The sequence below is a fragment of the Bacillus sp. OTU2372 genome, assembly GCF_038440275.1.
In the GTDB taxonomy this organism is placed as follows: domain Bacteria; phylum Bacillota; class Bacilli; order Bacillales; family Cytobacillaceae; genus Neobacillus; species Neobacillus bataviensis_B.
In genome coordinates, this window is the sequence record NZ_JASATK010000001.1 from 527,287 (window position 1) to 548,167 (window position 20,881).

Here is a 20,881-nt window from a genome sequence, read left to right on the forward strand (position 1 = left end):
ATGCATAAACTGAAAAAAACGCATCTAGGAAAGTTAGGTGGTATTGATGGACGCAATTGTATCAGAATTGCAAAACCTTAATATTGGAAAAGTGAAACAAAACGAACCTTTGTTAAATCATACGACAATTAAAATTGGCGGTCCTGCAGACCTTTTTATAGAACCTTCGTCAGTCGATAATTTAAAAAAGGTTATGGCGGTGATTGAAAAGAACGGTATGAAATGGCGGGCAATTGGCAGAGGATCCAATTTGTTAGTCTCAGATAAGGGTATTGAAGGGGTGGTCATTAAGCTTGGTTCGGGCTTAGACCACCTCGAAATTAGCGAAACTGAAATCACTGTCGGCGGCGGTTATTCCCTTGTTAGTCTGGCTACTTCCATCAGTAAAAAAGGGCTTTCTGGCTTAGAATTCGCCAGCGGCATTCCTGGTTCGGTCGGCGGGGCTGTATACATGAATGCTGGTGCACATGGATCAGATATTAGTAAAATTTTAACAAAAGCTCATATTCTATTTGATGACGGATCAATGGAATGGCTGACGAATCAAGAAATGGAATTTTCTTATCGAACATCCATTCTCCAAAAGAAACGCCCAGGGATTGTCATAGAAGCAGTTTTTAAGCTTTCACAAGGTGATCGGACTGCGATTGTTGCCCAAATGCAAAAAAATAAGGATTACCGGAAAGAAACACAACCATGGAATTTCCCTTGTGCAGGTAGTATATTCCGGAACCCTCTTCCGAATTATGCCGGCAAATTAATCGAGGATGCAGGTTTAAAGGGTTACAGCATTGGCGGGGCAAAAATTTCAGAAATGCACGGAAATTTTATTGTTAACGCCGGAAATGCTACAGCTGCGGATGTTCTAACCTTAATACAGTATGTAAAGGACACTATTTTTAATCTTTATCAAGTTAAGATGGAGACAGAGGTGGAGATTATCGGGCGATAACCTTACTTTACCTGTAAGAAATTCCTTACGAATGACAAATATTGTGTTATAATTACAGTTAATATAATACGTAGATTCTAGCAAGAAAATCAGTGACGGCATGAATTTTCGTGCCGTTGTTTCTCTTTATATGTAACATGAACAAGCTTTGGGGCAACTGCTTATAGTTTTTAAGTTTCATACATACTTTGTAAACTATAACTTAAGGGCGCGTATAGCGCTCACGCTTTTCTTTTGGAGGAGAGTTATGGATGGAAAATGATAAAATCGTTGCTCTTGAAGATCGTATTCCAAAACTTAAGGAGCAAAGACGAAAAAAGGCAAATAGACGCCTTGTGCTCCTGCTTATTTTGTTTTTTACAATGATAGTTGTAGTTGCCTATTCTCAATCTCCATTAAGTCATGTTAAACATATTAATGTGACTGGGAATGAAGTATATGGTGATGCTGAAATCATTAAGGCGAGTGGTATTACTAAGGACACGAATATTTGGAAGATAAAAAAGAGTAATATTGCTTCAAAAATAGATGATCTATCAGAAATTAACAAGGTGAATGTTCAGATACAGTGGCCTAATTCTATTCAAATCCAAGTGAAAGAGCATAAGAGAGTAGCATACTTAAAAAGCGGCAAACACTACCTGCCAATTATGGAAAATGGTAAGATTTTAAAGGATAGAAAAACGGAAATAATTCCAGTTAATTCTCCGATTCTTTTCGAATTTAAGGAAGGTTCAGTTCTTAACCTTCTGGTTAAAGAATTAGAAAAACTTCCGATTGAAATTACAAACTCCATTTCTGAAATACATTATTCTCCGAAAAAAACTGATCATTATCATATTTCCTTATTTATGAATGATGGCTTTGAAGTTAGCGCAACGCTTAGAAGTTTTTCAGAAAAGATGGTTCATTACCCTTCAATCATTAGCCAGTTAGATCCTAATAAAAAGGGATTAATCGACTTAGAAGTAGGTTCGTATTTTAAGGCTTTTGGACCAGAAGTGGAGGAAAAAGACGGTGAATAAAATAAAGGTGAGAGGGAAGCATTTTATCCTGTCCCTTGTCTGTTTAGTTCTGGGGTTTATGGTTGCATTCTCATTTCACCTTACACAAATTAAGCATCAAAATGAAAAACGGAATCTTTCAGGCACACAATACGAAAAAACCTTAGGATTAAGAAACCAATTAATTGCTCAAGAGGAAACCAATCGTAAGCTGCAAAAAGAATTAAATCAAACGCAGGAAAAAGTCCTGAAAAATGAAAAAAGTCTTTCGAAAGAGACTCAAGTTTTCCTGAATCTTGCGGAGGATGCCGAAAAATATCGAATGTTCCTCGGAAAAGTTAAGGTAAAGGGGAAGGGTGTGAAGGTGACCCTGTCTGATGGAGCCTATGACCCAAAAGAAGACAATGTGAACAATTACCTTGTTCATGAACAGCATGTTTTTAAAGTAGTGAACGAACTGTATATCTCAGGTGCAGCAGCTATAGCCATTAACGGTCAAAGGCTAACGAGCCACTCCTATATTGTGTGTAATGGGCCAGTTATTACCGTGGATGGGGTGCCATATCCTGCCCCATTTGTCATCACTGCAATAGGTGATCCAGAGGTCCTGTCTTCATCGCTAAACCTTACAGGAGGAGTTAAGGATCAATTGGTCAATGATAATGTCGTTTTCACACTGGAAACGGAAGATGAGATGGTCCTAAATCCAATTTTGGGTAGCTAATTAATGTCCACAATGAAAAGAATGGAGAAGGTCAGGTGAAAAAAGTGGACAAGCCAAAATTAAATTTAAGTCTTACCTTAATAGCAACTTTAGTTGGCTTTATGATTGCCATTCAATTTCAAACAGTGAAAAAACCAGTGGAACGTGATACACGAGATATTTGGCAGCTTCGAGAGGCTTTGCTAAAAGAAAAAGAATTTCAATCTAATTTATTAAGTGAGATACGTTCTAACGAAGAAAAACTATCAGCCTATGAATCTAAGCGAAAACAAAGTAAGGAACAAGCGTTAAAGGATACATTACAAGAGTTAAAAATTGAAGCGGGATTAACCGACATAACCGGTCCTGGGATAACCCTTTTGATTGAGCCTGTGATTGAGGATGTTCAACTGGGAACTTCAGTTAATGATTCTGTTTCACCGGAACTATTAAAAAGGTTAATAAATGAGTTGAATATGTATGAGGCTAAATACGTGGCAATAGATGGTCAAAGGATTATTAATACCACGGTTATCAGGGATATAAATGGAGAAACAAAAATTGATGGACATACCCTAAGAGGACTGCCGATTGAGATTAAAGTAGGCGTAGATGATATGAATACTGCGGAAAAATTATCAAATCGGATGAAGGTATCAAAAGCCAGGGATGAATTTTTCACTGAAAGCTTAAGACTATCCGTTTCAGCATCAAATCCCAACATTACGATACCTGCCTATGATAACCCCATACGGGTTAAGTACATGGATCCGATTAAAGAGGGAGGAGGTTCCTGATGTGGCTTCCGTTTATAGGACTGATAATTGGAATCATCCTTGGATTACTAACTGAAATTCGAATTCCTGAGGAGTATTCCAATTATTTGTCGATTGCTATTCTGGCAGCTTTTGACACACTTTTCGGAGGAATTAGGGCATACTTGCAAAATATTTATGATGAAAAGGTGTTTGTATCAGGCTTCTTTTTTAATATTGTACTTGCAGCAAGTTTAGCTTTTCTCGGTGTTCATCTTGGTGTAGACTTGTATTTAGCAGCGGTTTTTGCGTTTGGTGTCAGATTGTTTCAAAATATTGCCGTCATACGTAGAATATTATTGACAAAATGGTCAACAAACAAAGAAAAAATAGAAAAAAGTTGAAATTTTTAAAGGGAAATATGTAGTTGTGACGAATAATTTTATAAGATATGACTATGAAACTAGTACTGAACAAAATAAGAAATTGTTGTTCTATCCAAGGAGATTAAAAGGAGGTGCCATAGAATGAACAGCAATGAAATATATGTTAGTCTTGACATCGGTACATCCAGTGTAAAAGTAATCATTGGTGAAATGGTCAATGACTCTGGAAAAGACACATTAAATATAATTGGTGTTGGCAATGTAAAATCAGAAGGTATACGAAAAGGGTCCATCGTTGATATGGATGATACCGTTCATTCTATTAAGCGGGCAATTGAACAGGCAGAAAGAATGATCGGAATGGAAATCCGCGAAGTAGTGGTCGGTATTTCTGGAAGAGATATTATGCTCCATAATTGTCACGGTATAGTAGCGGTTTCAAGCCAAAACCGGGAAATAACGAATGAGGATGTCATTCGTGTCATTGAAGCATCGCACGTGGGTTCTATATCACCGGAAAGAGAAAATATTGGTGTCATTCGAAAACAATTTATTCTCGATGGTAAGGATGAAATCAATGATCCGCGCGGGATGATTGGTGTACGCCTAGAAATGGAAGGAACCCTTATAACTGGTTCAAAATCGATTATCATTAACACATTACGCTGTGTGGAACGTGCAGGTTTAGAAATTTTAGATATTATCCTGCAGCCGTTGGCAGCAGGAGATTTTGCCTTATCAAAGGATGAGAAAAATCTAGGTGTAGCCATGATCGATATAGGCGGCGGATCCACTACGATTGCTGTGTTTGAAGAAGGATTCTTAAAAGCAACTAGTGTGATTCCAGTCGGCGGTGATCTTCTTACAAATGATCTTTCTAAAGTTTTGCATACCTCAACAGAGGATGCTGAAAATATTAAGATAAAATATGGACATGCCTTTTATGATAATGCCTCAGAAGATGAGTTCTTCAGCGTGCCAATCATTGGAAGTGACCAGCATCAGCAATTTAACCAACTCTATCTATCTGAAATTATAGAAGCTAGAATGGAAGAAATTTTTGAACTGATCGCACATGAATTGAAACGCTTAGGAGTAACGGATTTACCGGGTGGTTTCGTCTTAACAGGTGGAACTGCAAAAATGCAAGGTATGTTGGAACTTGCCCAAGATATGTTCCAAAATCCAGTCCGTATTGCCTCACCTGATTATATAGGTGTAAGAGAACCTCAGTATACGACAGCGGTTGGCTTAATTAAGTACGCTTACAAGAATGCTAGATTACCTGGGGGAACCAATGGGTCGACCCAAGCCGTTTCGGTTTCTGAGCCAATCGAAAAAAGAATACCAAAACAACATCAGCCTAAACCTAAAGTAGAAAAACATCCGGAAGAAAAAATGTCATCAAAAGTAAAAAAATTCCTTGGTTACTTTTTCGAATAAGGAAAAGTAAATCGACGAATTAGGAGGATTTGTCATGTTAGAATTTGATACAAATTTAGATTCTCTTGCAACAATAAAGGTAATCGGAGTTGGCGGCGGGGGCAATAATGCAGTAAACCGAATGATTGAGCATGGAGTTCAAGGCGTCGAATTTATCGCCGTTAATACAGATGCACAAGCCTTAAATCTATCAAAAGCTGAAGTTAAAATGCAGATTGGTGCTAAACTTACCCGCGGGCTTGGAGCAGGTGCTAATCCTGAAGTAGGTAAAAAGGCTGCAGAGGAAAGTAAAGAACAGATTGAAGAGGCGCTTAGAGGTGCCGATATGGTCTTTGTGACGGCAGGAATGGGCGGAGGTACCGGTACTGGTGCAGCTCCGGTTATTGCGCAAATCGCCCGCGATTTAGGCGCCTTAACAGTAGGTGTTGTCACACGGCCATTTACCTTTGAAGGTAAAAAGCGTTCGAACCAGGCATCAGGTGGTATTGGGTCAATGAAAGAAGCAGTTGATACACTCATTGTTATTCCAAACGACCGACTGCTTGAAATTGTTGATAAAAGTACGCCAATGCTTGAGGCATTCCGCGAAGCTGATAATGTCTTACGTCAAGGTGTTCAGGGTATTTCTGATTTAATTGCTACCCCAGGATTAATTAATTTGGACTTTGCCGATGTAAAAACGATTATGTCCAATAAAGGGTCTGCATTAATGGGTATTGGGGTTGCCGCCGGTGACAATCGTGCTACTGAAGCCGCTAAAAAGGCAATCAATTCACCTTTACTTGAGACATCAATTGATGGTGCTCAAGGTGTGTTAATGAATATTACGGGCGGATCTAATTTGAGCCTTTACGAAGTACAAGAAGCTGCTGATATCGTGGCAACTGCAACCGACCAAGAAGTCAATATGATCTTTGGTTCAGTTATCAATGAGACCTTAAAAGACGAAATTATTGTTACGGTTATTGCAACTGGTTTTAATGAAGAGGTAACTCAGCCGAAAGTGACACGTCCATCATTTGGACAAGTGAAGTCTTCTGCTAACCCTGTTAAGAGGGAACACAAACGTGAAGAAGCTCCACAAGAACCAGTCCGCAATACCAATGTTTCACAAGAAGATGCATTAGATATTCCAACATTCCTACGAAACCGAAATCGAAGACGATAACCAGGATGCTTTCAACGCCTGTTTAGCGAAGTACACTAGTCGCTAGACGCTGAAGCTCACTATATTAAAAATTCAAAGATAAAAATTTAAATAATATTAAAAAGGCGCTGTTCCACTAGGGACAGCGCCTTTTTAATATTTTCAACTATATAAATATGACAAATTCCGTTGAGTATAGTGAAAATTTCTGATTTTTTGATTACAGAAAGTGACACACTTCCGCTAGGAAAGTACGTTATACTTTTTCGTAAACAGAAGAATAGAAACTTAAGTAGCCAATAGCTAATTAAGGAGGACGCTTGCTTGACGGTGTATCTTGATGTGATTTGGGCTCTTAATTTGTTATTCGATAGCCTTCTCCTATACTTAACGGCTATATTTCTTAAAAGAAGAATACAGCTCTGGAGAATAATTGCCGGTGGATTTATAGGTTCATTGATCATTTTATTATCGTTTACACCACTAAATGCCTATACAAGCCATCCCATCTCAAAATTAATTTGTTCAATGTTTATGGTATTAATAGCTTTTGGGTTTAAGAGGTTAACTTTTTTCTTTAAAGCCTTAATGACGCTATATGTTTCTACTTTTTTAATTGGCGGGGCGATTATGGGGGCTCATTACTTTATCCAATCTGATTTGGAACTGTCCGTAAAGGTCTTAGCGTCAAGTGTAAAGGGGTATGGCGACCCGATTAGCTGGTTATTCGTTCTTATCGGTTTTCCCTTAGCCTGGCACTTTGCAAGAAAAAATGTAGAAAGTATGGAAATGACCAAAATTCAATTTGAGCAAATTGTCGATGTTGAACTTCATATCGATAATGAAACATTGCATTTCAAGGGCCTGGTTGACAGTGGGAATCAACTGTATGATCCGTTATCTAAACTCCCTGTTATGTTTGTCTCTGTTAAAGACCAAGTTGAAGCAGTCCCTGAGTCCGTTAGCAAGCTCGCGGCAGCCGATCTAGAACAGTTCATTATGGGCAGTCAAGATATTTCCCATGAATGGCAGCATAGGCTAAGAATCATTCCATATAAGGTGGTTGGACAAGAGCATCAGCTGATTGTTGCCATTAAACCCGATTTGATTTTAATCGAGCATAATGGTGTCCAATATTTATGTGAAAAGGGTCTGGTCTCGTTTACAATGCAACAGCTCTCGGCAGAAGATGCCTTTCAATGTATTGTTCATCCCAAAATGCTGACGGGACCTAAGCGGCAAGGAGGGGCTGTGAAGGTAAGTTAATAATACTATACTCATTAAAACGTATTTTAGAAGGAGGAACATACATGAAAAAATGGAGATTTCGCTTAACTTACTTTTGGTATAAATTACTAATTAAACTAGGGCTTAAAACGGATGAAGTTTATTACATCGGCGGGAGCGAAGCATTACCGCCTCCCTTGAGTAAGGATGAAGAAGAGGTTTTATTGAAAAAGCTTCCCGGAGGTGATAAAGCAGCAAGATCGATTCTAATAGAACGAAATCTTCGCCTTGTTGTGTACATTGCCAGAAAATTTGAGAATACAGGCATCAATATTGAGGACCTGATTAGTATTGGAACCATCGGGTTAATCAAAGCCGTAAATACGTTTAATCCAGAAAAGAAAATAAAACTAGCTACATATGCTTCAAGATGTATTGAAAATGAAATTCTTATGTACTTAAGACGTAATAATAAAATAAGGTCAGAAGTATCGTTTGATGAACCGCTGAACATTGATTGGGATGGTAATGAACTGTTATTATCAGATGTTTTGGGAACAGACGATGATATTATTACAAAAGACTTAGAGGCAAGTGTGGATCGGAAGCTGCTGACAAAAGCATTGCATCAGCTTACCGACCGTGAAAAGCAAATTATGGAGCTAAGATTTGGCCTGACAAATGGAGAAGAAAAAACCCAAAAGGATGTTGCAGACATGCTTGGGATTTCCCAATCCTATATATCCAGACTAGAAAAACGAATTATTAAAAGGCTGCGGAAAGAATTCAATAAAATGGTGTAAAGCTTAGTTAAGTTATTTTAAAAACAGCTCAATCTCGAAAGTGAGCGTTGTAATGATACTAGAAAAAAGAAAAATTTTTCCACCTTAAAAACCTATTCAATTCATGATTTCATCGCATTTTTCGACATTTATGCACCTGTCCCTTACCGAGGGCAGGTGCATATTTTTCCTTCTCGGGGAGATACTGATTTTTGTACAGCAGCTCCTGTGAGGAGGGAAAAGGATTGACTCGAAATAAAGTTGAGATTTGCGGTGTAGACACATCAAAACTTCCTGTTTTAAAGAACGAAGAAATGAGAATACTCTTCAAGCAAATGCAAGAGGGCGATATAAGTGCTCGTGAAAAGCTTGTCAACGGTAATTTACGTCTTGTCCTAAGTGTCATTCAGCGGTTTAACAATCGTGGCGAGTTTGTTGATGACTTATTTCAGGTTGGCTGTATTGGACTCATGAAATCAATTGATAACTTCGATTTAGGTCAAAACGTAAAGTTTTCCACTTATGCCGTACCAATGATCATAGGAGAAATTCGAAGGTACTTGCGTGATAATAATCCAATTCGTGTGTCGCGTTCCTTAAGAGATATTGCTTATAAGGCTCTTCAAGTTAGGGAACGTTTGATGAGCGAGACGTCACGTGAACCAACTGCTGAGGAAATCGCCAAGGTCTTAGAGGTGCCACATGAGGAAATCGTTTTTGCCTTGGATGCAATCCAAGACCCGGTCTCCTTATTTGAACCCATCTATAATGATGGCGGTGACCCAATTTATGTTATGGACCAGCTAAGTGATGAAAAAAATAAAGATATTCACTGGATTGAAGAAATTGCCCTTAAAGAAGGCATGCGAAGGCTAAACGAACGTGAAAAGCTGATACTTAGAAAGCGGTTTTTTCAAGGGAAGACGCAAATGGAAGTGGCAGATGAAATTGGTATTTCACAAGCACAAGTCTCCCGTCTTGAGAAAGCAGCCATTAGACAAATGAATAAAAATATCCAAAGTTAAAGCTGTCCAGCCGGACAGCTTATTTTTTTATAGATAAAATAGCTTATGCCCACATATAGTGATAATAGTATGTTATGGGAGTGGTGAAGTGATGAAAATTTCAGAATTCCAAATAAAAGACGTTGTAAATGTATCGGATGGGAAACGGCTTGGAAATATTGGGGATATCGAGATTAACCTAACAACCGGGAAGATTGAGGCTGTTATAATATCAGGTAACGGAAGGGTTCTTGGTTTTTTTGGAAAAGATGAAGAAATTATCATTCCATGGAAAAATATCATTAAAATTGGCCAAGATGTCATTTTAGTTAGGTATAAAGGCACCAATGAACTGATAGGAGAACAGACAGAAGTTTGATATTTTCCATTTGCGGTGACCAAATTTTCTTTTCATGGTAAACTATAGAAAAACAAATGAGGTAATTTAATGGAACCCTTTGTGAAAAAAAATCAATCCTTTTTATCAATTGATAGCTGGATGAGATACTACCCGAAATTGGAGGCAGGCTTCACAACCAAAAATGGAGGGACGAGCAAGGGATACTTTAAAACCCTTAACCTTGGATTTCATGTTAGTGATGATGTAACCAATGTTTGTTCAAATAGAGAAAAAGTGGCTGAACTGCTGCAATTCCCGTTATCCTGCTGGGTTGGAGCTGAACAAACACACGAAACCGTTCTCAAGAAAATAACAAAAGCAGATAGTGGAACTGGATCCGATTCATACGAAAGTTCCTTTAAAGGGACAGATGGTTTTTATACGGATGAAGAGGGAATCCTGTTAACACTTTGTTTTGCTGACTGTGTCCCTCTTTTTTTTATTGCCCCTGAGAAAAGGATGATTGGAGTCGCTCACGCCGGCTGGAAAGGGAGCGTTGGTCAAATAGCCAAGAAAATGATAGAAGCTTGGGGCCAAGAGAATATTAGACCAGAGGAGATTCTTGTCGCCATTGGACCATCGATATGCGAAAACTGTTATATTGTTGATAAACATGTTATTAACTTTGTAGAAAAAGCACTAGAAGAAGGCGGAGCATTAACCTATAATTTAATTACAGAAGGGCAATATTCCCTGGATTTACAGGAACTGAATCGACAGATTCTTCTTGCATCCGGTGTTCCGGAGCAAAATATTCTTCAAACAAGTTTATGTTCTAGCTGCGACCATGAGGAATTTTTCTCTCACCGCCGTGATAAAGGCATAACAGGAAGAATGATGAGTTTTATTGGCTGGAAGGAGAAATAGGTCACCATGAAGGTAATTGAAAATTTAAAGCGAATTAATCAACAAATAATTGAAGCGTGCCAAAAAGTAGGTCGGAGCAGCGATGAAGTGACATTGATTGCAGTCACAAAATATGTGAGTATTGAGCGAGCTCAGGAAGCACTTGAAGCAGGTATTAATAATCTCGGTGAAAACCGGGATGACAGTCTCTTAGAAAAGTGGGACGTATTAGAGGACAAGCCTGTATGGCATTATATCGGGACACTGCAAACACGCAAAGTGAAAAATATCATTGATAAGGTTGAATATATTCATTCGTTGGACCGTCTTTCACTTGCGGAAGAAATAAATAAGCGTGCAAACCATAAATTAAAATGCCTTGTTCAAGTCAATGTTTCGGGTGAAGAGTCTAAACATGGCCTTTCAATTGAAGAAACGATTCCTTTTATTAAAGAGCTTTCCAACTTTGAACATATAGTAATTGATGGACTCATGACAATGGCCCCATTAACAGATGATGAACAAATTCTACGGGATTGTTTTCGGAAATTAAGAAAACTTCGTGACCAAGTACAGAATTTGAAGTTGGAGTTTGCACCATGTACTAACCTTTCGATGGGCATGTCCAACGATTTTTCCATTGCCATTGAAGAAGGGGCAACAATGATCAGAATAGGCACAGCACTTGTCGGTGAAGACGGTTAAGGAGAGGTAAGAAGATGACGATTAAATCAAAATTAAAAACATTTTTCTTTCTAGATGATGAATATGATAATAACAATGATGAAGTTGTAGAGAAGACAATTCCGGTGAAACCAAAACAGCAATCTGTGAAAAGTCAAAATGTTGTTAATTTTCAAACTGTACCAAAGCCAGTCAGTTCGTCAAATACAGTCAGTTCGTCAAATACAGCTAAAGCTTCAAAGGTTATTTTGGTGGAGCCGATAACCTATTCTGAATCAACTGAGATTGCTGATCATTTAAAAAATCGCCGGGCTGTTGTCGTAAATCTGCAAAGTATTGATCGTGAACAAGGACGGCAGATCGTTGATTTTTTAAGCGGTGCGGTCTATGCCATTGGTGGAGACATTCAAAAAATCGGCTCAAGTATTTTTTTATGTACGCCTGATAATGTGGAAGTGGCTGGAAACATTTCTGAACTTTTACCTGAGCACAATAACCCAAATACAAGGTGGTAATCTAAATGGCCATTGTTTTTAGTCTATTACAGCATTTAATTCAAATTTATTCATGGGCGTTAATTATCTATATATTGATGTCATGGTTTCCTAATGCAAGGGAATCTTCCATTGGACAAATATTGACTAGAATTTGTGAACCCTATCTAGAGCCGTTTAGAAAAATTATTCCTCCTATCGGAATGATGGACATTTCACCAATAGTGGCATTCCTTGTTTTAAATTTTGCCAGTACCGGTTTAGCAAGTGTCTATAGATGGCTTACTTAAGAATGATTAAAAAATAGGTTGTGTTAACAGATGAATATTTATCAGCATTTCCGGCCTGAGGAACGGGAATATATTGATCAAGTATTACAATGGAAAAGCAACGTTGAGCAGCAATACGCCCCTAAACTAACTGATTTTCTTGACCCTAGAGAGCAGCACATCCTAAAAATGTTAATTGGTGAGCATGGAGAAGTGAATTATCAGTTTTTTGGGGGGATTTCTGGTTTAGAAAGGAACAGGGCGCTCATCTATCCAGATTATTTAGTTCCTTCTGAAGCAGACTTTCAAATTAGTTTATTTGATATTCAATATCCCCGAAAGTTTGTTACGATTGAACACCGCCAAGTTTTAGGAACCCTTATGTCTTTAGGCCTGAAACGAGGTAAATTCGGTGACATTTTGATTAGTGAGGGGCGTGTTCAATTTTTCGCTGCTGAAGAAATAAGTCACTATATAAAGAACAATGTCGAATCAATTGGCAGGGCAGGAGTGAAATTGGTCGAAACAGGTATTGAAAATGCGGTTGCCGCTGCTGAATTATGGGATGAGAATGAATTAACATTATCATCTTTACGGCTCGATACGGTTATATCAGGAATTTATCATCTATCCAGGCAGAAATCCCTTGCCTTAGTTCAGCATGGGCTCGTAAAGGTGAACTGGGCATTAATCGAAAATCCTTCCTTTTCATGTGAAGAGGGAGATATGCTCTCTGTAAGAGGACACGGACGAGCAAAGATTATCGGATTGGATGGAAAAACAAAAAAAGAAAAATGGAGAATTACAGTTGGAAAACAAAAATAATTGCAAATTAAGCAGGAATTAAGAAAAAACTGTCGAATATTTGCTTATACATACAGAAGCACAGATTGCATGGAGGTGGCATTAATGCCGTTAACGCCGTTAGATATTCATAATAAAGAATTTAATAAGGGTTTTCGTGGATATGATGAAGATGAAGTAAATGAATTTCTTGATCAAGTAATCAAGGATTATGAACTAGTACTTAGAGAAAAAAGAGAATTAGAAGAGCGCCTTAACGAGATGAATGATCGTCTTGGCCATTTTGTTAATATTGAAGAAACACTTAACAAATCAATTGTTATCGCCCAGGAAGCAGGCGAAGAAGTAAAGCGCAATGCTCAAAAGGAAGCTAAACTTATCATAAAAGAAGCAGAAAAAAATGCTGATCGGATTGTGAATGAATCCCTTTCAAAAGCGCGAAAAATAGCCCTTGAAATTGAAGATTTAAAGAAACAATCAAAAGTATTCCGCACGCGGTTTAAGATGTTGATTGAAGCACAACTCGATATGCTGAATACAGATGATTGGGATCATTTATTAGAGTATGAGGTAGATGCTACCGAATTAAAGATTCATGAAGAAGAAGATTCATTAGCTTGACGAGATACATTTTATTAGCATATAATTTTTAAACAGAGTAAATAGAATGAAAATTGACGATGAAAGGGACAGTACAATTTTTCTGAAGCTTTTCTAGCGAGTCGGGGACGGTGAAAGCCCGATAAAGTTGAAAAATTGGAAGATCACCCTCGAGTTCCAGGTTGAAACCCCAAGCGGGATAGTAGACTTAGGCGTGTTATTCACGTTACGAATGGTAAAGAGGATAATACCAATACCAGGTATTATTTATCAGGGTGGTACCGCGGGAAAAAACCTTCTCGTCCCTATTTGGGATGAGAAGGTTTTTTTTATTGTCTATTGGCTATTCTGATTATATGTATGATTACAGGAGGAAATAAAAAATGGAATATAAAGACACGCTTTTAATGCCAAAAACTGAATTTCCGATGCGTGGCAACCTTCCACAAAGAGAACCTGAAATTCAGGCGAAATGGGAAGAAATGAATATTTATCAAAAAGTGCAAGAACGGACAAAGGGACGGCCAATGTTTGTCCTGCATGATGGACCTCCTTATGCTAACGGAGATATCCATATGGGGCATGCCCTTAATAAGATATTAAAAGACATGATTGTTCGTTATAAATCAATGAGCGGCTTTCAAGCACCATATGTCCCTGGCTGGGATACACATGGTTTACCGATTGAACAGGCATTAACCAACAAGGGTGTAAAACGGAAAGAAATGACAGTTGCAGAATTCCGAGAACTTTGTGCTAAGTATGCACTTGAACAAATTGATAATCAGCGTACTCAATTTAAGCGTCTCGGAGTTAGGGGAGATTGGGAAAATCCATACATTACCCTAAAACCTGAATATGAAGCACAGCAAATTAAAGTGTTTGGCGAGATGGCGAAAAAAGGATACATCTATAAAGGTCTTAAGCCGGTTTATTGGTCTCCATCCAGTGAATCCGCATTAGCTGAGGCAGAAATCGAATATCAAGATAAAAAATCTCCATCCATTTATGTCGGCTTTAAAGTGAAAGATGGGAAGGGTGTCCTAGATACCGATACACAAATTGTGATCTGGACAACAACCCCATGGACAATTCCCGCTAACCTCGGTATTTCTGTACATCCTGACTTAATCTATGTAGTTGTTTCCGCTAACGGTAATAAGTACCTCGTGGCTGAAGCGTTACTAGAAGCTGTGACAGAAGAAGCGGGCTGGGAAGAAACAGAAGTGGTTCAAAAAGTTAAAGGCTCTGAATTAGAATATATTATTGCATCACATCCATTATATAATCGTGATTCATTAGTCATGTTAGGAGAACATGTCACTACCGATGCAGGTACAGGATGCGTTCATACTGCGCCTGGACATGGTGAAGATGACTTCTATGTCGGCCAAAAATACGGCTTAGACGTGTTATGTCCCGTCGATGATAAGGGTGTAATGACGGCTGAGGCAACAGGTTTTGAAGGTTTATTTTATGATACTGCCAATAAACCAATCGTCCAAGCGTTAGAAGATGCTGGCGCGTTGTTAAAGTTATCGTTTATCACTCACTCTTATCCACATGACTGGAGAACTAAGAAGCCCGTTATTTACCGTGCAACTGCCCAATGGTTTGCATCGATTAAAGATTTTCGTGAAGAACTATTAGATGCAGTAAAGGAAACAAAATGGGTACCTGCCTGGGGAGAAACAAGATTATTTAATATGGTTCGCGACCGTGGCGACTGGTGTATCTCCCGTCAACGTGTCTGGGGTGTTCCAATCCCTGTATTCTACGCTGAAAATGGAGAAGAAATTATTACAGATGAAACCATTAATCATGTTTCAAACCTTTTCCGTGAACATGGTTCAAATGTTTGGTTTGAACGAGAAGTAAATGATTTACTACCAGAAGGCTTTACACATCCTGGCAGTCCAAATGGTACGTTTACGAAAGAAACGGATATCATGGATGTATGGTTTGATTCAGGTTCATCTCATCAGGCAGTATTGCTTGAGAGAGAGGATTTAGTTAGACCAGCAGACCTTTACCTTGAAGGTTCAGACCAATATCGCGGCTGGTTTAATTCATCGTTATCTACAGCTGTTGCTGTAACTGGCAAGGCACCATACAAAGGTGTATTAAGTCACGGCTTTGCGCTTGATGGTGAAGGCAGAAAAATGAGTAAATCAATCGGAAATGTTGTCGTACCTGCTAAGGTTATGAATCAATTAGGTGCCGATATTTTACGGCTTTGGGTTGCTTCTGTTGACTACCAGGCTGATGTTCGTGTATCTGATGCCATCCTAAAACAAGTAGCAGAGGTTTACAGGAAAATCCGAAATACTTTCCGTTTCTTGTTAGGGAACTTAGCGGACTTTGATCCGGCTGTAAACAAGGTTGATTATGCAAACTTACGTGAAGTGGATCAATTTATGCTGGTAAAGCTGAATAAATTAATTAAATATGTGCGTAATGCTTATGAGAACTACGAGTTCGCCGGCATTTATCATGCTGTCAATAATTTCTGTACGCTTGATCTAAGTGCATTCTATCTTGATTTTGCAAAAGATGTTCTTTATATTGAGGCAGCTGATAACCATGAGCGCCGTGCCATTCAAACCGTACTTTATGAATCATTGTTAGCCTTAACTAAATTGGTTTCGCCAATTCTTTCTCATACAGCTGATGAAGTTTGGAAGTTTATCCCGGCTGTTAAAGAGGAAAGTGTACAATTAACGGATCTTCCGGAGTATCAAGAATTAGACGGAGCAGAAGCTCTAGAAGAAAAATGGTCCGCCTTTATGACACTCCGTGATGATGTTTTAAAAGCCCTTGAAGAAGCCCGTAATCAAAAGGTAATCGGTAAATCTTTAACGGCTAAAGTGACGTTATATGTTAATGAGAAATCCAAAGCACTGTTAGACTCCATCAGTGAGGACTTAAAACAGTTGTTTATTGTTTCCGGTTTTGAAGTTGCTGGATCTTATGATCAGGCACCTGAAGATGCCGTGAAATTGGAGACTGCTGCGATTGTTGTTGCAAAAGCAGACGGTGAAACATGTGACCGCTGCTGGATTGTTACACCTGAGGTTGGTCAAGATCCAGAGCACAGCACCCTTTGCCCACGCTGTGCCCAAGTGGTAAAAGAAAACTATTCACATTTAGCATAATGTTTAGCCCCTTGCCAACAGGCAGGGGGCTTTTCTATGTATAGTTATACGGTACTCAAAAAAATCGCCGTTATTAAAATTTACCTTTTTCACTAATAGTTGTTGTGGTTGTCAATTGTTTTACCGTGTCAGGAATGAATGTACGGAGATAATATTACAAATGACAAATTACGGAGGTAACAACTATGAATGCCATGCAGGAAAAGCTGTTTTTAGAACTCCGTCAAACGAAGGAAGAAATTGAGAATTCTCTTCAGAAGAAACAAAAGCAATCTTGGCTCACTTCTATTTTGAAGGCAGAACTTGCAGATATAAATTCTGCTATTCAAAAATTCGAGGAAGGAAAATTTGGCCAATGCGAGACTTCGGGTGAATTTATCCCGGAAGACTTACTAAAAATGATTCCGACGATCAAGTCACTTAAGGACACTGAGGATTTAGAATACTATTACAAAAAGCCCCTTTCATCTGCTTTTTTATAATGTTACATTGTCGTTTTGCGATTAAGTATGCTAAAATGCAAAGGAGATTAGAATAGCGAACGCTAGGGTCTAGTCAGCATATTGTGGAGGTATTTTTCAGTGTTTTATTACTTAATCGCAATTTTTGTAATTTTATTAGATCAATTTACAAAATGGTTAATCGTAAACAACATGTTTTTAGGGGAGAGTATAACAATTATTGATCATGTTTTGTATATTACTTCTCACCGCAATCGTGGCGCTGCATGGGGAATCCTCCAAGGCCAAATGTGGCTTTTTTATGTTATTACCATTGTGGTTATTGTAGGAATTATGTTTTATCTGCACAAAGCTGCACGAGGTAAAATGCTATTGGGAGTTTCTTTAGCATTGATGCTTGGAGGTGCGATTGGAAATTTTATTGATCGTGTCTTGAGAAAAGAAGTAGTTGATTTTATTCATACGTATATTTTTAGCTATAATTTTCCAGTGTTTAATATTGCCGATTCGGCACTAGTAATCGGTGTCATTTTGTTAATGATTCAAATGCTTCTAGAAGAGCGGAGATCAAAGGAGAAATTATATGGAGAAAATGGAACACACCATTCTTGAAGATCAAAAAGGGGACCGAATTGATAAGGTTATCTCAGGGTTAGAAGAAGAATGGTCACGTACACAGGTTCAGCAATGGATTAAAGATGGGAATGTCGTGGTGAACGGGCAACCCGTTAAAACTAATTATAAATGCAGCTTGAATGATTTAATTGAAATAAGTATCCCTGAACCTGAAGAACTAGATGTCATTCCAGAAGAGATGGATTTAGATATCTATTATGAAGATAAAGATGTATTAGTAGTTAATAAGCCGCGCGGAATGGTGGTTCATCCAGCTCCAGGACATTTAACGGGGACACTTGTTAATGGTCTAATGGCACACTGTAAGGATTTATCTGGTATAAATGGAGTATTAAGACCTGGGATTGTTCACAGGATTGATAAAGACACATCGGGTCTCTTAATGGTTGCAAAAAATGATATGGCGCATGAAAGCCTTGTAAATCAATTGGTTGAGAAGACAGTTACACGTAAATATAAAGCCATTGTTCACGGGGTCATCCCTCATGATTTCGGGACGATTGATGCGCCGCTTGCCAGGGATACGAAGGATAGACAAAGTATGGCGGTTGTCGATAATGGTAAACATGCAGTTACTCATTTTCATGTGATCGAGCGGTTTAAGGATTTCACCTTTGTTGAATGTCAATTAGAGACGGGCAGGACCCATCAAATCCGTGTCCACATGAAATATATTGGCTATCCGCTTGCTGGAGATCCAAAGTATGGTCCGAGAAAAACATTAGACATTAACGGGCAAGCGTTGCATGCAGGGATACTGGGTTTTACTCATCCAAGAACAAAGGAATATGTAGAATTTGAGGCACCGCTTCCGGAAGATTTTGAACGACTTCTTGAACAACTTCGTAAATAATGATTGACGTAAGCCCAAATTTGAAGTAAGATGACTATAGTTTAATAAGCCTTTAATTCGGTCCTGTGAGGCTGAGAAGGAAACGGTTATGTTATAGGCGGCTCTAGTCCTGTAACTAAAATTAACTTGTTTACCTCTCGCCAAAACCGGTGAGAGGTTTTTTATTTTAAGATAATAAAGTAGGTGTAACATGACCCAAAAAGCTCTGGTCCTTGATGAACAAGCCATCAATCGGGCACTTACAAGGATTGCTCATCAGATAATTGAAAAAAACAAAGGTATTGAGGAATGTGTACTTGTAGGTATACGTACAAGGGGTATCTATTTGGCAAAACGCCTAGCGTCAAGAATTGAAGAAATTGAAGGAAATCCAATTCCCGTGGGTGAGATTGATATCACTCTTTATCGGGATGATTTAACGAAAAAAACGGAAACTCTAGAACCGCTTGTCAAGGGTTCAGATATACCGGTTGAAATCAGTGATAAAATAGTAATACTTGTTGATGATGTACTTTATACAGGCAGAACAGTTAGAGCAGGGCTCGATGCGCTGATGGATCTAGGCCGTCCGGCTGCGATTCAGCTGGCAGTCCTTGTTGACAGAGGGCATCGTGAATTACCAGTAAGAGCTGATTATGTAGGTAAAAATGTACCAACATCCAGTGATGAAAAAATTGTGGTCCAACTAGCAGAAGTTGATAAAATTGATCAAGTAAGTATCTATGACAAATAAATATCAGCCCTTTTAAAAGGCAGTCCTGTGAGGCTGACAAAGGGGAAAGGCCATTATATTATTGGCATTTCTATACCCTCTTTGTACCCTCATGTAGACAAAGAGGGTTTTTTTATGGCGAAAAGAAGACAATATAGATAAACCATATATAAATGGGGGAGAAACAATGAATAAACCAATTTTAAATGTAGAGGACATACCAAAACCAGGTCAATGGTTTACCTTAAGTTTACAACACCTATTTTCCATGTTTGGAGCGACTATACTTGTACCCTATCTTATAGGCCTTAGTCCGGCGCTTGCCTTAATCTCAAGCGGACTAGGGACACTAGCCTTTCTCTTAATTACTAAAGGAAAAGTACCTGCATACCTAGGCTCATCTTTCGCTTATATAGCTCCAATTAAAATTCTTTATGAAACAGGCGGAGCTGGTGCAGCGATGGTTGGAACCTTCATTGCCGGATTAGTTTATGGGATTGTCGCAATAGTGATAAGCAAGTCCGGTCACCGTTGGATCATGAATTTACTGCCGCCAATTGTAGTGGGTCCTGTCATTATGGTAATCGGTCTTGCTCTTTCTGGAAATGCCGTTGGAAACGCGATGAACAACTCTGCAGGAAAATATAGCATGCTTCATTTCTCGGTTGCCCTTGTAACCTTGGCTGCCACCATCATTTTCTCGATCTTCGCTAAAAAGATTTTAAGTGTAATCCCAATCTTGGCTGGGATTGTCATCGGATATATCTATGCATTAATAGTCGGGATTGTCGATTTCAAACCAGTCCTAGATGCAAATTGGTTTGAAATGCCGGAATTTGTTATCCCGTTTGTCACTTATAAACTGAAGTTTTCATGGGATATTGTCGCTTTGGTTGTCCCAATTGCGATTGTAACTTTATCGGAACACATCGGTCACCAGCTTGTTCTTAGTAAAGTTGTAGGACGTGACTATATAAAAAATCCAGGTTTACATCGCTCCATTTTAGGTGATGGAACAGCTACAATCATTTCAGCTTTAATTGGCGGTCCGCCAAAAACTACTTATGGAGAAAACATTGGGGTCCTAGCAATTACTCGAGTTTACAGTGTATACGTTATTGCAGGTGCAGCGGTGTTCGCGATTATCTTCGGGTTTATTGGGAAAATAACAGCTTTAATTCAAACAATTCCAACACCTGTTATGGGTGGCGTATCAATCCTGCTCTTCGGTATTATCGCTTCATCTGGGTTAAGAATGCTTGTAGATAGTAAAATTGACTTCGGTGATAAACGAAACCTTGTAATATCATCTGTAATCTTGGTTCTGGGAATCGGCGGAGCGATTGTAAAACTTCCTTATAATATTCAAATCCAAGGGATGGCATTAGCAGCCATTATCGGAGTACTGTTAAATCTAATTCTGCCGGGAAGACAAGAGGCAGATGAAAATATGTTCGAAAGTAATGAAGAAAATAAGAAAACTGCATAAATACAGGATACCTTTTAACAGAAGTCCAGTGAGGCTTACAAGGGTGTAAAACTTGAACAAAGAGGCGGGATACAG

23 protein-coding genes and 1 other annotated feature are annotated in these 20,881 nt (G+C 38.7%); all 23 genes read left to right on the forward strand.

Annotation, left to right across the window (positions count from 1 at the left end; translation table 11 throughout):
* Positions 1–46: 46 nt before the first annotated feature.
* The 23 genes from murB to AAHB15_RS02690 all read left to right on the forward strand — a co-directional run bounded on the left by murB (position 47) and on the right by AAHB15_RS02690 (position 20,806).
* Positions 47–952: a UDP-N-acetylmuramate dehydrogenase gene (murB, locus tag AAHB15_RS02580; protein ID WP_335571636.1), complete on the forward strand. Its 906-nt coding sequence runs from the start codon at positions 47–49 to the stop codon at positions 950–952.
* A 251-nt stretch (positions 953–1,203) separates the two neighbouring features.
* The gene (locus AAHB15_RS02585) at positions 1,204–1,977 is read left to right on the forward strand and encodes a cell division protein FtsQ/DivIB (RefSeq protein ID WP_335571637.1); all 774 of its coding nucleotides are present in this window, start codon (positions 1,204–1,206) and stop codon (positions 1,975–1,977) included.
* The gene (locus AAHB15_RS02590) at positions 1,970–2,680 is read left to right on the forward strand and encodes a DUF881 domain-containing protein (RefSeq protein WP_342041697.1); all 711 of its coding nucleotides are present in this window, start codon (positions 1,970–1,972) and stop codon (positions 2,678–2,680) included. Before AAHB15_RS02585 ends, AAHB15_RS02590 begins: the two co-directional genes overlap by 8 nt.
* Before the next feature lie 44 nt (positions 2,681–2,724).
* Positions 2,725–3,456 carry a DUF881 domain-containing protein gene (locus AAHB15_RS02595; protein WP_335571665.1) on the forward strand — a complete coding sequence of 244 codons (732 nt, stop codon included), beginning with the start codon at positions 2,725–2,727 and terminating at the stop codon, positions 3,454–3,456.
* Entirely contained in the window at positions 3,456–3,818 is a 363-nt protein-coding gene (locus AAHB15_RS02600) for a small basic family protein (protein WP_098527034.1), read from the forward strand. Before AAHB15_RS02595 ends, AAHB15_RS02600 begins: the two co-directional genes overlap by 1 nt.
* 123 nt (positions 3,819–3,941) lie before the next feature.
* A complete protein-coding gene (ftsA, locus tag AAHB15_RS02605) occupies positions 3,942–5,243 on the forward strand; it encodes a cell division protein FtsA (RefSeq protein ID WP_342041698.1) in 1,302 nt (433 codons plus the stop codon).
* 34 nt (positions 5,244–5,277) lie between these two features.
* Entirely contained in the window at positions 5,278–6,411 is a 1,134-nt protein-coding gene (gene ftsZ, locus AAHB15_RS02610; protein ID WP_098527036.1) for a cell division protein FtsZ, read from the forward strand.
* Between the two features lie 309 nt (positions 6,412–6,720).
* Positions 6,721–7,656 carry a sigma-E processing peptidase SpoIIGA gene (spoIIGA, locus tag AAHB15_RS02615; protein ID WP_446715840.1) on the forward strand — a complete coding sequence of 312 codons (936 nt, stop codon included), beginning with the start codon at positions 6,721–6,723 and terminating at the stop codon, positions 7,654–7,656.
* 44 nt (positions 7,657–7,700) lie between these two features.
* Positions 7,701–8,420 carry an RNA polymerase sporulation sigma factor SigE gene (sigE, locus tag AAHB15_RS02620; RefSeq protein WP_098528847.1) on the forward strand — a complete coding sequence of 240 codons (720 nt, stop codon included), beginning with the start codon at positions 7,701–7,703 and terminating at the stop codon, positions 8,418–8,420.
* A gap of 224 nt (positions 8,421–8,644) precedes the next feature.
* Positions 8,645–9,424: an RNA polymerase sporulation sigma factor SigG gene (gene sigG / locus AAHB15_RS02625; protein WP_040204876.1), complete on the forward strand. Its 780-nt coding sequence runs from the start codon at positions 8,645–8,647 to the stop codon at positions 9,422–9,424.
* A gap of 88 nt (positions 9,425–9,512) precedes the next feature.
* Positions 9,513–9,782 carry a YlmC/YmxH family sporulation protein gene (locus tag AAHB15_RS02630; RefSeq protein ID WP_144562551.1) on the forward strand — a complete coding sequence of 90 codons (270 nt, stop codon included), beginning with the start codon at positions 9,513–9,515 and terminating at the stop codon, positions 9,780–9,782.
* Between the two features lie 69 nt (positions 9,783–9,851).
* Complete coding sequence (gene pgeF, locus AAHB15_RS02635) at positions 9,852–10,670, forward strand: peptidoglycan editing factor PgeF (protein WP_342041700.1); 819 nt, start codon at positions 9,852–9,854, stop codon at positions 10,668–10,670.
* A gap of 6 nt (positions 10,671–10,676) precedes the next feature.
* Positions 10,677–11,354 carry a YggS family pyridoxal phosphate-dependent enzyme gene (locus AAHB15_RS02640; protein WP_335571643.1) on the forward strand — a complete coding sequence of 226 codons (678 nt, stop codon included), beginning with the start codon at positions 10,677–10,679 and terminating at the stop codon, positions 11,352–11,354.
* A 14-nt stretch (positions 11,355–11,368) separates the two neighbouring features.
* The gene (locus AAHB15_RS02645) at positions 11,369–11,848 is read left to right on the forward strand and encodes a cell division protein SepF (RefSeq protein ID WP_335571644.1); all 480 of its coding nucleotides are present in this window, start codon (positions 11,369–11,371) and stop codon (positions 11,846–11,848) included.
* Between the two features lie 5 nt (positions 11,849–11,853).
* The gene (locus tag AAHB15_RS02650) at positions 11,854–12,117 is read left to right on the forward strand and encodes a YggT family protein (RefSeq protein ID WP_098528837.1); all 264 of its coding nucleotides are present in this window, start codon (positions 11,854–11,856) and stop codon (positions 12,115–12,117) included.
* Between the two features lie 30 nt (positions 12,118–12,147).
* A complete protein-coding gene (locus tag AAHB15_RS02655) occupies positions 12,148–12,921 on the forward strand; it encodes a YlmH family RNA-binding protein (protein ID WP_342041701.1) in 774 nt (257 codons plus the stop codon).
* An 84-nt stretch (positions 12,922–13,005) separates the two neighbouring features.
* The gene (locus AAHB15_RS02660; RefSeq protein ID WP_098528833.1) at positions 13,006–13,521 is read left to right on the forward strand and encodes a DivIVA domain-containing protein; all 516 of its coding nucleotides are present in this window, start codon (positions 13,006–13,008) and stop codon (positions 13,519–13,521) included.
* A 50-nt stretch (positions 13,522–13,571) separates the two neighbouring features.
* Positions 13,572–13,810 (forward strand) — a binding site (T-box leader).
* Positions 13,811–13,883: 73 nt separating this feature from the next.
* Positions 13,884–16,655, forward strand: coding sequence for an isoleucine--tRNA ligase (gene ileS, locus AAHB15_RS02665; protein ID WP_342041702.1), 2,772 nt, complete (start codon positions 13,884–13,886; stop codon positions 16,653–16,655).
* Between the two features lie 185 nt (positions 16,656–16,840).
* Complete coding sequence (locus AAHB15_RS02670) at positions 16,841–17,137, forward strand: hypothetical protein (protein WP_098528829.1); 297 nt, start codon at positions 16,841–16,843, stop codon at positions 17,135–17,137.
* Between the two features lie 99 nt (positions 17,138–17,236).
* On the forward strand, positions 17,237–17,728 hold the full coding sequence (lspA, locus tag AAHB15_RS02675) for a signal peptidase II (protein ID WP_144562545.1): 492 nt from the start codon (positions 17,237–17,239) through the stop codon (positions 17,726–17,728).
* A complete protein-coding gene (locus AAHB15_RS02680) occupies positions 17,700–18,605 on the forward strand; it encodes an RluA family pseudouridine synthase (protein WP_144562544.1) in 906 nt (301 codons plus the stop codon). Before lspA ends, AAHB15_RS02680 begins: the two co-directional genes overlap by 29 nt.
* Positions 18,606–18,795: 190 nt before the next feature.
* The gene (pyrR, locus tag AAHB15_RS02685; RefSeq protein WP_098528823.1) at positions 18,796–19,338 is read left to right on the forward strand and encodes a bifunctional pyr operon transcriptional regulator/uracil phosphoribosyltransferase PyrR; all 543 of its coding nucleotides are present in this window, start codon (positions 18,796–18,798) and stop codon (positions 19,336–19,338) included.
* 166 nt (positions 19,339–19,504) lie between these two features.
* Complete coding sequence (locus AAHB15_RS02690; RefSeq protein WP_144562543.1) at positions 19,505–20,806, forward strand: uracil-xanthine permease family protein; 1,302 nt, start codon at positions 19,505–19,507, stop codon at positions 20,804–20,806.
* Positions 20,807–20,881 lie beyond the last annotated feature (75 nt).